The organism is Bradyrhizobium sp. HKCCYLS3013 (genome assembly GCF_051167615.1).
In the GTDB taxonomy this organism is placed as follows: Bacteria; Pseudomonadota; Alphaproteobacteria; order Rhizobiales; family Xanthobacteraceae; genus Bradyrhizobium.
In genome coordinates this window covers 1-15231 of sequence record NZ_JBNPTK010000003.1, presented here as the reverse complement: position 1 = coordinate 15231, position 15231 = coordinate 1, and the positions used below count along the sequence as shown (strand labels likewise).

Below are 15231 nucleotides of genomic sequence, written 5' to 3'. Positions count from 1 at the left end.
TGGTGATTTGATGTCTCGCGGCGGGCGCGATCAGCCGCGCTTGTCCATCTCGACGTAGCTGCGCGTGGTCACGCCGGTGTAGAGCTGGCGCGGACGGCCGATCTTCTGCTGCGGATCCTCGATCATCTCGCTCCACTGGCTGATCCAGCCGACGGTGCGGGCGACCGCGAACAGCACGGTGAACATGGAGACCGGGAAGCCCATCGCCTTCAGCGTGATGCCCGAGTAGAAATCGACGTTCGGGTAGAGCTTGCGGTCGATGAAGTACTGATCGCTGAGCGCGATCTTCTCCAGCTCCAGCGCGACCTTGAGCATCTGATCGTCGGCGTGGCCCGTCTCCTTGAGCACCGCGTGACACATCTTCTGCATGATCTTGGCGCGCGGATCGTAGTTCTTGTAGACGCGATGGCCGAAGCCCATCAGGCGCACGTCGCTGTTCTTGTCCTTCACCTTGGCGATGAATTCCGGAATCTTGTCGACGGTGCCGATCTCGGCCAGCATGTTCAGCGCAGCCTCGTTGGCGCCGCCATGCGCCGGGCCCCACAGGCAGGCGATGCCGGCGGCGATGCAGGCGAACGGGTTGGCGCCCGACGAGCCGGCGATGCGCACCGTGGAGGTCGAGGCGTTCTGCTCGTGATCGGCGTGCAGGATGAAGATCTTGTCGAGCGCGTCGGCGAGCACCGGGTTCGGCTTGTACTCCTCGCACGGCACGGCGAAGCACATGTTCAGGAAGTTCTCGGCGAAGGACAGCGAGTTCTTCGGATAAACGAAGGGCTGGCCGATGGTGTATTTGTAGGCCATCGCCGCCAGCGTCGGGATCTTCGCGATCATCCGCATCGACGCGATCATGCGCTGCTTCGGATCGTTGATGTCGGTGGAGTCGTGGTAGAACGCGGCGAGCGCGCCGACCGAAGCGACCATGACCGCCATCGGATGCGCGTCGCGGCGGAAGCCGTGGAAGAAGCGCGACATCTGCTCGTGCACCATCGTGTGGTGGGTCACGCGATAGTCGAAATCCTGCTTCTGGGCCTTGGTGGGGAGCTCCCCGTACAGCAGCAGATAGCAGGTCTCCAGGAAGTCGCCCTTCTCGGCGAGCTGCTCGATCGGATATCCGCGGTATTCGAGGACGCCGGCGTCGCCGTCGATATAGGTGATCTTGGACTGGCAGCTGCCGGTCGAGGTGAAGCCGGGGTCATAGGTGAACATCCCGGTCTGGGCGTAGAGCTTGCCGATGTCGATGACGTCGGGACCCACGGTGCCGCTCAGGATCGGAAGATCGAAATTCTTGTTGCCGACGGTGAGCGTCGCGGTCTTGCTTGCGGATTTTGCGTCCATCGTTTGTCCCCGATGAGATCGTTAGGCTTGGCCCTTGTTCTTTGTGAGAGATGGCAGGGCGGGTGGACTTTATCTAGTGCGGCGGCTTTGACATTCGCGTCACTGTCGCTGCCAACAGCTTAAGAAGGTCAAATCCGAAACCGTACTGGAATCTTATGCTTACTAGTGTCCTTCGGCCCAAACATCGCTCAACGAGCCCGCCGCAACGTGTGAAGAATGTCCGAGCCGGGAAAACCAGCGGGTGCCGCGCAAATGCGTATCGTATTGCCCTGTGCGCTGCAAGATGGGGGTCCATGAGACCTTATGAGGTGGTCTGGTCCTCCAGACGGCCCAAGGATTCATCACGCCCCAGGATTGCCAGAACGTCGAAAATACCGGGTGAGGTGGTTCGGCCGGTGAGCGCCGCGCGCAGCGGCTGCGCCACCGCGCCCAGCTTGAGATTGTTGGCCTCGGCAAACGCACGCAGCGCGGCTTCCGTGGCCGGTCCGCTCCAGGACTCGACAGCGGCCAGCGCGTCATGCAGCCGGCCGATCAAGGCGCGGCTGTCCGGCGTCAGCAGGGCGGCGGCCTTGGCGTCGATCGGAAGCGGCCGGTCGGCAAAGATGAAGGCGGCGCCGTCGATCAGCTCCAAGAGTGTCTTGGCGCGTTCCTTCAGGCTCGGCATCGCCAAAGTGAGCTGCGCGCGCGTGGCGTCGTTGAGCTTGGCTTTGAGAGCCGCGCCGTTCGGCACGTAATTCAGCACGTCCTCGAACTGCCGCACCAGCGCCGCATCGTCGCTGTGACGGATGTAGTGGCCGTTGAGGTTCTCGAGCTTGGCGAAATCGAAGCGCGCCGCCGAGCGGCCGATCGCCGGCAGGTCGAAAGCTTCGATCATCTCCTCGGTGGAGAAGATCTCCTGGTCGCCATGGCTCCAGCCGAGCCGTACCAGGTAATTGCGCAGCGCCGACGGCAGATATCCCATCGCGCGGTAAGCGTCGACGCCGAGCGCGCCGTGGCGCTTCGACAGCTTCGAGCCGTCGGGCCCGTGAATCAGCGGGATGTGCGACATCGACGGCACCGTCCAGCCGAGCGCATCGTAGATCTGCTTCTGGCGCGCGGCGTTGATCAGATGGTCGTCGCCGCGGATGATGTGGGTGACGCCCATGTCGTGGTCGTCGACGACCACCGCCAGCATGTAGGTCGGATTGCCATCGCCTCGCAGCAGCACGAGGTCGTCGAGGTTCTCGTTCTGCCAGACCACGCGGCCCTGCACCTGATCCTCGATCACGGTCTCGCCGGTCAGGGGCGCCCGCAGCCGGATCGTCGGCTTGACGCCTTCGGGCGCCTCCTTGGGATCGCGGTCGCGCCACAGCCCGTCATAGAGCCGGGTGCGCCCTTCCGCGCGCGCCTTCTCGCGCATCGCCGTCAGCTCCTCGGCGGTGGCATAGCAGCGATACGCCATGCCGCTGGCGAGCAGTTGCTCGGCGACCTCGCGATGGCGCGCGGCGCGGCTATATTGGTAGATGACCTCGCCGTCCCAACCGAGCTCGAGCCATTTCAGCCCGTCGAGGATGGCGTCGATCGCCGCCGTCGTCGAGCGCTCGCGGTCGGTGTCCTCGATTCTGAGCAGCATCTTGCCGCCGCGGCCCCGCGCATACAGCCAGTTGAACAGGGCCGTCCGGGCACCTCCGATGTGGAGAAAGCCGGTCGGAGAGGGGGCAAAGCGTGTGACGATCGGGGAGGTCATGGGCGGCAGCACGAAATCCAGGCAGGGGCTATGAAGGGCGGGGGGTGTATAGCAGGCCTATCGCATAACTAAAGCCTTCCTTGGGGGAGGCGGATTTGGCAGATAGGCTGCCAAATTCCGGAGCAGGATATTCTTGATGACCACGACGACAGACACGGCGGCGACGGCAGAGGCAGGGCGCGACTTCATCCGCGACATCGTCCAGGCCGATCTCGACAGCGGCAGGCACAAGACGGTCGTCACCCGGTTCCCCCCGGAGCCGAACGGCTACCTGCATATCGGCCATGCCAAGTCGATCGGTCTCAACTTCGGCATTGCCCAGGAGTTCGGCGGCCGCTGCAATCTGCGCTTCGACGACACCAATCCGACCAAGGAAGAGCAGGAATATATCGACTCCATCCAGGCTGACGTGCGCTGGCTCGGCTATGACTGGGGCGACAACCTGTTCTTCGCCTCGGACTATTTCGAGCGGCTCTACGACTGGGCCGAGGGCCTGATCAAGGCCGGCTTGGCCTATGTCGACGACCAGACGCAGGAGGAGATCCGGCTGGCGCGCGGCACGCTGACCGAGCCCGGCAGGAACAGCCCGTTCCGCGACCGCTCGGTCGAGGAGAATCTCGACCTGTTCCGGCGCATGAAGGCCGGCGAATTTCCCAACGGCGCGCGCGTGCTGCGCGCCAAGATCGACATGGCCGCCGGCAACATCAACCTGCGCGACCCGGTGCTGTACCGGATCCTGCACGCCCATCACCCGCGCACCGGCGACACCTGGAAGATCTATCCGAGCTACGACTACGCCCACGGCCAGTCGGATGCGATCGAGGGCGTGACGCATTCGATCTGCACGCTCGAATTCGAGGACCATCGTCCGCTCTATGACTGGTTCCTGGACAAGCTGCCGGTGCCGTCACATCCGCACCAGTACGAGTTCGCGCGCCTCAACCTGACCTACACGCTGCTGTCGAAACGCGTGCTGACGCGGCTGGTGCAGGACGGCCATGTGTCCGGCTGGAACGATCCGCGCATGCCGACCATCGCCGGGCTGAAGCGCCGCGGCGTGCCGCCGGCGGCGGTGCGCGAGTTCATCAAGCGCATCGGCATCGCCAAGGCCAACAGCATCGTCGATGTCGGCATGCTCGAATTCTGCATTCGCGAGGAGCTCAATCGCACGGCGCAGCGCCGGATGGCGGTGCTGCGGCCCTTGAAGGTGGTGATCGAGAACTACCCGGAAGGCCAGGTCGAGGAGCTCGAGGCGATCAACCACCCCGACGACGCTTCCGCCGGCACGCGCAAGATCGCCTTCGGCCGCGAGCTCTATATCGAGCAGGACGACTTCATGGAGAACCCGCCGAAGAAGTTCTTCCGGCTGTCCCCGGGCAACGAGGTGCGGCTGCGCTACGCCTATTTCATCAGGTGCCGCGACGTGATCAAGAACGACGCCGGCGAGATCGTCGAGCTGCGCTGTACCTATGATCCGGCCACCAAGGGCGGCAACGCGCCCGATGGCCGCAAGGTCAAGGCGACGATGCACTGGCTGCCGGCGGCGCAGTCGCTGAAGGCCGAGATCCGCATCTACAATCAGCTGTTCGCCAATCCGAGCCCCAATGCGGCCGACTTCACCGCCGATCTCAATCCCAACTCGTTGGAAGTGCTGACCGACGCCCGCATCGAGCCGGCGATCGCCGCGAGCAATTCGGACGCGCCGATGCAGTTCGAGCGCCAGGGCTACTTTGTGCGCGATCCGGACTCGACGCCCGACAAGCTCGTGTTCAATCGTACCATCGGCCTGCGCGACACGTTTGCGAAGGAGGTCGCCAAGGGCTGAGGCGAGCGGAAGCCGCGGGACGCTTGCAGCTCAGCTGATCGCGTCCTGGCCGGCGTTCGTCAGGGTCGGCACACCGTCGGTGAGCTCGACGAGCCCGCGCTCGGCGAGGAGCGAGAGGTCTTCCTCGGCGACTGGGGACAGCGTGAGCCGGTGGGCCTTGATGTCCCGGAGAGTCCAGCGGAGGTGGATCGCCCTCTCGAGCGCGAGATCGGCGAAGGGGTCGTCAATACCTTTAGGGTCCATACTCCGATAAGCGCGTGCGATGCGAAAAGTTCCAAGCCAGGTGCGCGTGCAGAAAGCCAGGATTCCCGTTCCGTTCTGCTAGGCGGCCTCGCGCAGCTTCCGATAGCCTTCCCGCCCGGTCGGGTAGCGGGTGGTGTTGGCAATGGCGGAGCCGGTCAGGCCGCCAGCAGGACGTCCAGGAGGGCGGCGCGGGATCGCGGGCGTGATGGCCGACGTCTGGCCGCCGCGGGGCGCGCTGGCCGGCGGCTGGCCCGCGGTCGGCTCGAGTGCCTCGTCGGCATTCGCCGCGCGCCTCAAGATCTGGGCGGCCGAGGAGGCCGGGGCGGGCCGGCTGCTGCCCTGGGTGCCGGTGGCATTCGGGGCCGGCATCGCGCTGTATTTCACCGCCGATCACGAGCCTGTGCTCTGGATCGCCGCGATCGCGGCGGCGCTGCTCTGCCTCGTCGCCATCATGATGCGGCGGCATCGGCTGTTTCCGGCGGCCGTGATGATCGCGGCGGCGGCGTGCGGCTTTGCCACCGCGACCATCAAGACCGCGTGGGTGGCGCATCCGGTGCTGGCGCGGCCGCTGTATTCGGTGGCGCTGTCCGGCTTCGTCGAGGCGCGCGACATCCGCGAGCGCAGCGACCGCATCGTGCTGCGCGTCACCGCGATGGAGAGCCCGCGCAACGCGATCACGCTGGCGCGCGTGCGGCTCGCGGTGCGCAAGGGCGCGGCGCCCGAGGTCGGCAGCTTCGTGCAGCTCAAGGCGCGGCTGCTGCCGCCGATGGCCCCGGTGCGGCCGGGCTCCTACGATTTCGCGCGCGACATGTTCTTCCAGGGCATCGGCGCCTCCGGCTTCGTGATGGGCGCGATCACGACGGCGCCGCCGCCCCAGGCCGTCGGCTTCGGCCTGGGCTATGCGGCGGCCATGCAGGGCCTGCGCGACGCGATCGACGCACGCATCCGCGCCCGCCTGTCGGGCGACGAGCGGGCGATTGCCACCGCGCTGCTGACAGGCCGGCGCGACGCCATCACGCCCGATGTCAACGACGCGATGTTCGTCTCCGGTCTCGGCCATGTGCTGTCGATCTCAGGCTATCACATGGCGGTCGTGGCCGGCGTCGTGTTCTTCGCCGTGCGCGCGCTGCTGGCGCTGATCCCAGGCCTTACCGTCAGCCACCCGATCAAGAAATGGGCGGCGGCCGCGGCGCTGGTCGCGGCGGCGTTCTATCTGTTGCTCTCAGGCGCGGAGGTCGCGACCCAGAGATCGTTCTTCATGACGGCCGTGGTGCTGATCGCGGTCATGGTCGACCGCCGCGCCGTCACTTTCCGCACGCTCGCGGTCGCGGCGATGATCGTGCTGATCGCAGCCCCCGAGGCGCTGGTGCATCCGAGCTTCCAGATGTCGTTCGCGGCAACGCTCGGCCTGGTCGCGCTGGTGCAGTTCGGCCTGCCCAGGCTGTTCGCGACGCCGGACAGCTCCACGACGCAGCGCGTCGCGCTGTGGGGCGGGCGCGAGCTCGCGATGCTGCTGCTGGCCTCGCTGATCGCCGGGCTCGCGACCACGCCCTATGCCGCCTTCCATTTCCATCGCGTGACGCCCTATGGCGTGCTCGCCAATCTCGCGGCGATGCCGGTGGTCTCGGCGCTGGTGATGCCGGCCGGCCTGATGGGCCTGCTGGCGGCGCCGTTCGGCCTGGACGGCATCTGGTGGTCGCTGATGGGCCTCGGCATCGACTGGATGATCGCGGTGACGCGCTGGGTGGCGGCGCTGCCGGGCGCGGTCGGGCGCATCCCGGCCTTCGGCATCGGCCCGCTGATCCTGGCCAGCCTGGGCGTCATCCTGATCGGCCTGCTGCGCACACCGCTGCGCTGGTTGGGCGCCGTGATGCTCTCGGCCGCCACCGTCTGGGCGGCCGCGACGCCGCTGCCCGACGTCCTGGTCGCCGGCGATGGGCGCGCGGTGGCGGTGCGCGGCCGTGACGGACGCCTGCATGTGATGCGCGCCGGCAAGGATGTGTTCGCCACCAAGGAGTGGCTCGCGGCCGACGCCGATGCCCGGCTGCCGGCGGACGCCTCGCTCGCCGATGGCGTCTCCTGCGACGAGGCGGGCTGCGTGGTCGCGATGGCCGACGGCCGCTTCGCCGCCATGACCTTGCGCGCTGAGGCGCTCGCCGACGATTGCGCCCGTGTCGCGCTGATCGTCACCGCGCGCGCCGCGCCGTCATCCTGCGCGGCGGCCGTGATCGATCGCGAGCGGCTGCGGCAGCAGGGCGCCTTGTTGCTGGTGCAGCAGGGCAAAGGCTTCGCCGTGACGCCGGCGCGCGCCGGCGGCACTGACCGCCCATGGTGGCCGGCGCCCGCCGAGGCCGGCGAGTTCGACACGACGCTGACGCCGCGTGCGCCGGCCGCGCGGCTTCAGGACGCGACGCCGCCGGAGACGGAGCAGGGCGAGCAGGATTGAGCGCCCGGGCAGCTCGAACGTGCCGAGATGATACTCGGTGTCGTCTGGTCCATCGAACAGCGAGGGCCCTTCGACCAGCGTGAAAGCAGCGCCCGGATAGCGTTGCCAGATGGCGACGTCATCAGCCGTGACCGTCAGCCATCCGAACGCGAGCATGTAGCGGCCGGGCTCGGTGATCCGTCCGGCCTTGTTCCAATCGATCTTGTTGACCACGGCGGCAAGCTCCCCCGGCAAACAATGCCGGCCGAGGGATGTCGTTCCTATCCGATGCGATGCCGGGGCGTGAGATTCGCCCGAGAGGACTTTGCGCTTGCAGAACCCAAGTTGACCAAGTCTCCCACCGTCGAAAGCGCGCTCACGACCGACAGAAATGCCGACGCGCAGACCCTCAGGTGATGCTGATGCGGCGAATCGGTGTGGCCGGCGACGTCGGCACATCCTCGGCGATGTCCGGGCGACGCTCTGCCGGCTGCTTGCTGACCGGCAATTGCAGCACGGTGACGCGCTGGCCCTCGCAGAGCTGGGTCACCAGCACGTGGCGGCCGTCGGCGAACTCGATCGCGTCGTGATGGCGATCGGGAATGTGCGTCTCGATGCTGTTGAACTTCGCGACGCGCTCGCGGATCGTCCGGGTCCAGAGCCAGCGGCTGTCGTAGCGGACGTCCTCGGCGAAGGCCAACTCGGTGCCGGGCAGCATGCAGACTGCGACGGTCGGCTCGCTCTCCAACGCGAAGCCGCGGGTGGCGGTGCCACGGAAGGTCATCGAGATCAACGTCTCGCCGACCTTGGCGGGACGGGACGCAACCGCATGGAGGCTGTAGTCACACATCGGATCGCTCCTCGTTGAGAGATAGCCGACCCACGCTCCCCCCGGACAGGCGCAGGCCTCTATCAGAGTGGACATCGATGGTGATGTTAGCGCGCGCTTCGCGGCAATTCTGCGCTGATCTGCATCGCGTGTGCCCGCGGCCGATCACAAGCGTTTGAGCATGCCGCGCTGCACATCATGAAGTGCATTCGCGTGTGGCGTATTTTGCTGGCTGCTTCCAGCTTGGCTGGCTTCTCGCTCGGCGGCGACAGCGCGTGCGCCCGCCGCCGATCGACCGATCCCATTCGCGATCAGTACTTGCGGTACAGCCCGACCAGCTTGCCTTGGATCTTCACCCGGTTCGGCGGCAAGATGCGCACCTCGTAGGCGGTGTTGGCCGGCTCCAGCGCGATCGATGCGCCGCGGCGGCGGAAGCGCTTCAAGGTGGCTTCCTCATCGTCGATCAGCGCCACCACGATGTCGCCGGTGTCGGCGGTCTCGTTGCGCTGGATCAGCGCCATGTCGCCGTCGAGGATGCCGGCATCGACCATCGAGTCGCCGCGCACCTCGAGCGCGTAGTGGTCGCCGTTGCCGAGCATGTCGGCAGGTACGCTGATGGTGTGGCTGCGCGTCTGCAGCGCCTCGATCGGGGTACCGGCGGCGATGCGGCCCATCACCGGCACCGCCACGGGGCGCTCGCCATCGTCCAGCGCGGGAGTGCTGGTGCGCACCTTGCCGAGATTGCCCTCGATCACCGACGGCGTGAAGCCGCGACGGTTGCCCGCGGCCTGCGACAGCTCGGGCAGCTTGATCACCTCGATCGCGCGGGCGCGATTCGGCAGCCGGCGGATGAAGCCGCGCTCCTCGAGCGCCGTGATCAGGCGATGAATGCCGGACTTCGAACGCAGATCGAGCGCATCCTTCATCTCGTCGAAGGACGGCGGCACGCCGGCTTCCTTGAGCCGCTCGTTGATGAACCGCAGAAGTTCGTACTGTTTGCGCGTCAGCATCTCGACCTGGTCCCCGGTTTGTTGTCGTCCGAGTCCAGGAGCTGCGCCTTGAGCACAAGCCGGCTGAGAGCGCCCTGGAGTCGGACCGTCATCGCGTCGCCCGCAACATACTAAAAACAAATCATGAACGGACACTATATGTTCGATGTGTGTTCCGCAATCCTAAAAATATGATGAACGGACCGGGCTTTACCGGGGAAGCGGCTCAGTTCGGCAGGCGCAGGATCTCGCACGGGCTGCCGGCAGGCGCCTTCGGCGCAAACGCCGGCCGGATCACCAGCGCCTGCGACAGCGCGAGATTGCCGAGCAGCGACGAATCCTGCTGCGTCACCGGTGTTGCGACCAGGGTGCCGTCGGCGCGCTCCTTGAGCTGCGCCCGCAGATAGTCCTCGCGCGAATCGTTCGCCCCCAACTCGCGGCCGAGCAGGGCGGTCTCGCGCGGCATCACGGCCTCGTCGCGGCCGAGCAGGCGCCGAATCAGCGGCACCATGAACAGGATGGCGCAGACATAGGACGACACCGGATTGCCGGGCAGTCCGATCACCCTGATGTCGCCGAGCCGTCCGTGCATCATCGGCTTGCCCGGCCGCATCGCGATCTTCCAGAACGCCATTTCGACGCCCTCGGCCTCCAGCGCCTGCTTGACCAGGTCGTGATCGCCGACCGAGGCGCCGCCGGTCGTGATCAGGACGTCGGCCTCGGCCGCGCGGGCGCGCCGGATTCCAGCGACCGTCGCCTCCATCGTATCCGCGGCGATGCCGAGATCGATCGGCGTCGCGCCCTCGCTGCGGACCAGCGCCCGCAAGCCGTAGCCGTTGGAATAGACGATCTGCCCCGGGCCGGGCGTCGAGCCCGGCATCACCAGCTCGTCGCCGGTGGCGAGCAGCGCCACCTTCGGCCGCCGCCGCACCGGCAGCGCCGGATGATTCATGCTGGCCGCCAGGGATAGGTCGCGGTCGCTGAGTCGGCGCCCGGCCTTCAGCAGCACCATGCCCTGGTGGAAGTCGACGCCGGCCGGCCGGATGTGCCGGCCTGTGATCGCGGCCTCGGTGATCACGACATGGCCGTCCTCGGCGATCGTGTCCTCCTGGATCACCACCGCGTCGGCGCCTGCGGGGACAACGCCGCCGGTGAAGATCCGCGCCGCCTCGCCGGGCCCGACCACGCGATCGAACGGCCGTCCCGCCGCGACCTCGCCGATCACCTTCAGCCGCGCCTTGGCCTTGGCTGCGTCGGCCGCGCGCACCGCATAGCCATCCATCGCCGACATCGCCTGGGGCGGCTGCGTCCGCAGCGCCGCGAGGTCGCGGGCCAGGATGCGGTGATAGGCCTCGTCCAGCCCGACCATTTCCTCAGCCAGCGGCTCGGTGCCGGCGAGCACCGCGGACAACGCATCGGAGACCGGCATCAGGGCCATGGGATTACCTTCGGACGAAGACGGGCAGATCGACTGAATCGCGTTCTAACCGAACGCGCACGGCGCGGCCAAGGGCCTAACCCCTCTCTGCGTTCCGATCGCCTGAAGGTGTGTCGCCCGGCCCGACGCCTCACGATCGCGCGAGAAACTCTGCAATCATGCCGGGGGGCAGTCGCGATCTGCTCACGTGCACACGGAGTCCAGACGGAGCTATCCGGCAGCCGCGCGACAGGCGGCGCGCTCGGTGGTGTGCAGGATGTTTGCCACCATGTTCCGCAGCCAGACCGATGCGGCATCGCGGTCGAGCTGCAGCGGCCAGACCATCGAGACCGCCGGCAGCCGCAACTTCAACGGCGCCGGACAGAGCGCCAGCCCAAACCGGGGTCCGTAGAGCCTTGCCATCCGGGTCGGGATCGTGGTGATCACCGGTGAGGCGGCCACCGTCGCCAGCACGCTGAGGAAATCCGAGGAGGCCGAGACCACGTTGAGCTCGGTCCCGATCTCATCCAGCGCCGCCTCCAGGCAGCCCTGCAGGCTGTTGGTCAGCGTCACCAGCGCGTGCGGAAGCGACAGATAGGCATCCAGGCCGATCGGCGCTTTCATCGCGATGCGCTTTGGATTGTAGACGCAGCTCAGCGCCTGCTCGAACAGGAACTGGGATCGGTGCCGCAGCGCCACCGCCTCGAAGCAGCCGACGCCGACATCCAAGGCGCCCTCGTCGAGCAGACGATGCACCTCGTTGCGTTCGGTCGGACGGCTGAGAAGCCGCACGCCGGGCGCCGTTCGACGCAGCTCCGCCGTGAGTTCGGGGATCAGCAGCAGCTCGACCTCGCTCGAGAATCCCAAGCGGATGGTGCGCTGCTCGGTCGCTGGGTCGAACTCCGGTGCGGCGTGCAACGCAGCCTGCATCTGGGCCAGCGCCGCCCGAACCGGTCCGGCCAGCACCGCAGCCTTGGGGGTCGGCTGCATGATCGTGCCGACGCGGACGAACAGCTCATCCTGCAGCAGCACGCGAAGCGTCGACAGCGAATGGCTCATCGCCGGCTGCCCCACCTTCAGGCGCGCCGCCGCGCGTGTCACGCTGCGCTCCTGCATCAGCGCGTCGAACGCGACCAGCAGATTGAGGTCGAAGGAGCGAAGATCGAAATGATCGATGGACTGCATGAGTTGGATCGATTTGAGGAATGCATGACCTAATCGTAGATCTCGGCCCAGACAAGATCACCGTTCGGATCGAGGCCGCCAAACATGCAGGACATCACGACCTATCGCGTCGGGGACGCCACCATCAGCAGGATTTTCGAGATCGGTCTCGATGCGGTCGAGGGGGAGTTTCTGTTTCCAGGCGTGGACGCCGCCAGCATCGCCCGCGAACGCGGCCGTTTCGGGCCGGGATCGGTCGATCCGCGCACGGGATCGCTGCGCCTGAGCATCCATAGCTGGCTGGTGCGGACGCCGGAGCGCGTGGTGCTGATCGACACGGCCACCGGCAACGACAAGGAGCGGCCCGGCGCGGCCGTTCTGCATCGCCTGAACGAGCCGTTCCTCGACCGATTGCGGGCGGCCGGCGTCGCCCCCGACGATGTCGACCTCGTCCTGATGACGCATTTGCATGCGGATCACGTGGGCTGGAATACGCAGCTTGCCGATGGCCGCTGGATGCCGGTGTTTCCGAACGCCCAGCACGTTTTCTCGGGCCGAGAGCGCGCCTATGTCGCCGCCCTCTCGGCCGGCGACGGCTCGGACGCCGCGATCAGGGATGCGGCCGGGCTCGGACCCATGCTGCATCCACCGATGCCGGGGGTCTACGAAGACAGCGTGCTGCCGATCGTCGAGGCCGGCCTCGCGCGCGAGATCACGGTCGATGGCAGCGAGGTCGTCGACGGCTTCCGTTTTGTGCCGAGCCCCGGTCACAGCATCGATCACGCCTGCATCAGCTTCAGCTCGCGTGGCGAGCGCGCGCTGTTCTGGGGCGATGTGCTGCATCATCCGATGCAGGTCGCGCATCCGGACTGGAATTCGGTCTATTGCGAATTCCCGGAGGCGGCGCGGACCTCACGGCTATGGGCGATGAACCATGCCGCGGAGACCGGCTCCCTCGTGTTCACCACCCATTTCGCCGAGTCCTCGGCCGGGCGCGTCAGCCGCGACGGCGACCGGTTTGCCTGGCACTTCGCCTGATCCGAGATGGCCATGATCGATAATGCAACGTTCTCCTCGCGCATCGTTTCCGAGCGCCGCCTGATCGAAGGTCCGGTGTCCGACGTCCAGCTTCAGCTCATCAACAAGCGCCGGCACGACCTGCAACGCTTCTCGGCCGAGCGCACGCTGGTGATGATGCACGGCGCCACCTTTTCGTCCGCGAGCCTGTTCGACGTCGCGGTCGATGGCGCCTCCTTCATGGATGTGCTGGCGCAGGCCGGCTACGACGTCTGGGCCGTCGACGCGCGCGGCTACGGCGGCTCCAGCCGGCCGCCGGAGATGTCGCGCGCGCCAGAGGAAGGTTCTCCATTGGCCAATGCGTGGACCGCCGTGGACGATTTCTCTGCCGCAGTGGATTTCATCCGCCGGCATCGCGATATCCCGCGCGTCAATGTGCTCGGCATGTCCTGGGGCGCCACGATCGCCGGCATGTTCGCGAGCGCGGCGAACGCGAAGCTCGAGAAGCTGATCCTGGTGACGCCGCTCTGGCTGTCGAGCGAGCCGCTGCGCATCGACGCCGGCGGACCGCTCGGCGCCTATCGGATCGTCACCCCGCGCGCGTTCGAGGCGGCATGGCGCGGCGCCGCTCCGGAGCACGCGCGGGACAAGCTGATTCCGGACGGCTGGTTCGAGACCTGGGCGCAGGCGACGCTCGCGACCGATCCGGACTCGCCGTACCCCGACGCGATCCGCGCGCCCTCGGGCGCGGTACAGGACGTCCGCGCGCATTGGACCGCGGCCAGGCCGACCTATGATCCCGGCAGCATCAACTGCCCGGTTCTCCTGCTCTCGGCGGAATGGGATGTGGATGTCAGCTTCGAGATGGCGCACGACCTGTTCGTTCGACTCGCGAGCGCGCCGTACAAGCGCCTAGTCGAGATCGGCCAGGGCACGCACATGGTCCTGATGGAACGGAATCGACAGCAGGCGTTCGATGCAGTGATCGGATTTCTCGACGAACGCGCCGTGCCGGCGCGTTGATCATGGCGCGGACGATCTGCAACGGGCGGACGGCTTTCGTGCGGTCTGTTAGAGCGGATGTCGAATCCAGACATTCGGCTCGACATAGGCGGCATGGTCGTGCGCGACCGACGCGAGCACAGGCACGAGAGCACAGGGGATCTCGATCTCACCCGATCGATCGAAGGTCACGCCGGTCCATTGCGACCACTCGGCGAGCGTGCCGACGATGGTCATCGAGCACGGCGCGATCTTGACGATCTCGCCGCCGATGCGGATGTGCGTGCGCAGCCAGGAATCCGCGAGCTGGCCGTCTTCGCGCCGCTGATCGAGATAAGCGCGCATCGGCGTCCGCGGCACCAGATGCTTCTGGTTCGGCCGCACCGGCGCGTACAGCTCGGCAAAGCCTTTTGCGCGCGCGCCGTCCTTCAGCGCCGCCAGCATGGCGAGCGAGCTGCCGGGCACGCGCGCCTTCGGCAGCAGCGCGATCTCGAGCGCGCTCATCGTCGTCGGCTGCCGCCCCAGCAGGCGATCCTCGTGACCCCAGCGGATCACCTCGTCCCAGCCCGCATCCGGCAGCGTCCGGCGGCCCTCGATGCCAAAGGCGAAGGGAATGGCGAAGCCGCGTCCGACCACCTCGTTACCGGCCAGCGCCGCATAGGCGCAGTCCAAATAGTGGTCGAACACGGGCGGGTCGAAGTACAACATTGCGGTCCGGTCCTGACGCATGAAGGGGGGCCAAAGACCATCGAGCTCGGGCGAGAACACGCGCGGGATCAGGTCGGGCCGGTCACGCAAACAGATGATGTCGAGGGGCATTCGGTTCTTCCGGGCGGCGGGCGTGCAGGAGCGGACAGCTTAGGCGGTCGGGCCGTCCGCGGCCAGCGGACGCGCCGGGAGGCGGGCCGGACGGCGCCGTTGCCGGCGGCCGAATTTAGGATTCGCTTTTTCGGAAAAGTCTGCTATGCTGATTTGGTCCCGTGCTCGACAGGAGGGGCGCTTCGCGATCGTCACGGACGTGGAGCGCGGGATGCGGTGGCCGCGACGTGTCGCAGCGTGCTTCGGCATGTGGACGGACGGCATGGCGCGGACGTGAAGTCGCGTGGTCCTGGCATCCCGACGCTGATGCCAAGCCGGCGGGTGATGATGAGCCCGACGGCGACGGTGGCCAACAAGCCGGAGCACCGGGGAGCAACTGTCTTTTTTGTAGACCGGTGATCGGCCGGCCTCAAGGCTGGCGCGAAGGCGCGCCACCGCCT

Annotated in this window: 12 protein-coding genes; 4 read left to right on the top strand and 8 right to left on the bottom strand. The window is 67.1% G+C overall.

Annotation, left to right across the window (positions count from 1 at the left end):
• Window positions 1–30 precede the first annotated feature (30 nt).
• On the bottom strand, window positions 31–1335 hold the full coding sequence (gltA, locus tag ACQR1F_RS06805; protein ID WP_315799743.1) for a citrate synthase: 1305 nt from the start codon (window positions 1333–1335) through the stop codon (window positions 31–33).
• Between the two features lie 301 nt (window positions 1336–1636).
• Entirely contained in the window at window positions 1637–3061 is a 1425-nt protein-coding gene (gene gltX / locus ACQR1F_RS06800; protein WP_316237387.1) for a glutamate--tRNA ligase, read from the bottom strand.
• 136 nt (window positions 3062–3197) lie between these two features.
• Here gltX and ACQR1F_RS06795 point away from each other — a divergent pair, with 136 nt between their 5' ends.
• Window positions 3198–4886: a glutamine--tRNA ligase/YqeY domain fusion protein gene (locus ACQR1F_RS06795; protein ID WP_434912728.1), complete on the top strand. Its 1689-nt coding sequence runs from the start codon at window positions 3198–3200 to the stop codon at window positions 4884–4886.
• Between the two features lie 30 nt (window positions 4887–4916).
• On the opposite strand, the gene ACQR1F_RS06790 is transcribed toward ACQR1F_RS06795, so the two are convergent.
• Window positions 4917–5129 carry a hypothetical protein gene (locus ACQR1F_RS06790; RefSeq protein WP_316181296.1) on the bottom strand — a complete coding sequence of 71 codons (213 nt, stop codon included), beginning with the start codon at window positions 5127–5129 and terminating at the stop codon, window positions 4917–4919.
• A 142-nt stretch (window positions 5130–5271) separates the two neighbouring features.
• Here ACQR1F_RS06790 and ACQR1F_RS06785 point away from each other — a divergent pair, with 142 nt between their 5' ends.
• Window positions 5272–7575, top strand: a complete 2304-nt coding sequence (locus ACQR1F_RS06785) for a ComEC/Rec2 family competence protein (protein ID WP_434912727.1) — start codon at window positions 5272–5274, stop codon at window positions 7573–7575.
• 388 nt (window positions 7576–7963) lie between these two features.
• Here ACQR1F_RS06785 and ACQR1F_RS06780 read toward each other — a convergent pair whose 3' ends face one another.
• The 4 genes from ACQR1F_RS06780 to ACQR1F_RS06765 all read right to left on the bottom strand — a co-directional run bounded on the left by ACQR1F_RS06780 (window position 7964) and on the right by ACQR1F_RS06765 (window position 11974).
• The gene (locus tag ACQR1F_RS06780) at window positions 7964–8404 is read right to left on the bottom strand and encodes a hypothetical protein (RefSeq protein ID WP_434912726.1); all 441 of its coding nucleotides are present in this window, start codon (window positions 8402–8404) and stop codon (window positions 7964–7966) included.
• Between the two features lie 290 nt (window positions 8405–8694).
• Entirely contained in the window at window positions 8695–9393 is a 699-nt protein-coding gene (gene lexA / locus ACQR1F_RS06775; protein ID WP_006611089.1) for a transcriptional repressor LexA, read from the bottom strand.
• Between the two features lie 205 nt (window positions 9394–9598).
• Complete coding sequence (locus tag ACQR1F_RS06770; RefSeq protein ID WP_434912725.1) at window positions 9599–10810, bottom strand: molybdopterin molybdotransferase MoeA; 1212 nt, start codon at window positions 10808–10810, stop codon at window positions 9599–9601.
• Between the two features lie 210 nt (window positions 10811–11020).
• Window positions 11021–11974 (bottom strand): LysR family transcriptional regulator, encoded by a 954-nt coding sequence (locus ACQR1F_RS06765; RefSeq protein ID WP_434912724.1) that lies wholly within the window; start codon window positions 11972–11974, stop codon window positions 11021–11023.
• A gap of 84 nt (window positions 11975–12058) precedes the next feature.
• On the opposite strand from ACQR1F_RS06765, the gene ACQR1F_RS06760 reads away from it, so the two are divergent.
• Both ACQR1F_RS06760 and ACQR1F_RS06755 read left to right on the top strand, forming a co-directional pair.
• Entirely contained in the window at window positions 12059–12991 is a 933-nt protein-coding gene (locus tag ACQR1F_RS06760) for an MBL fold metallo-hydrolase (RefSeq protein ID WP_434912723.1), read from the top strand.
• 12 nt (window positions 12992–13003) lie between these two features.
• Entirely contained in the window at window positions 13004–13993 is a 990-nt protein-coding gene (locus ACQR1F_RS06755; RefSeq protein ID WP_434887156.1) for an alpha/beta hydrolase, read from the top strand.
• A gap of 48 nt (window positions 13994–14041) precedes the next feature.
• Here the strand turns inward: ACQR1F_RS06755 and ACQR1F_RS06750 are convergent, their stop codons facing one another.
• A complete protein-coding gene (locus tag ACQR1F_RS06750) occupies window positions 14042–14701 on the bottom strand; it encodes a hypothetical protein (RefSeq protein ID WP_316181556.1) in 660 nt (219 codons plus the stop codon).
• Window positions 14702–15231 lie beyond the last annotated feature (530 nt).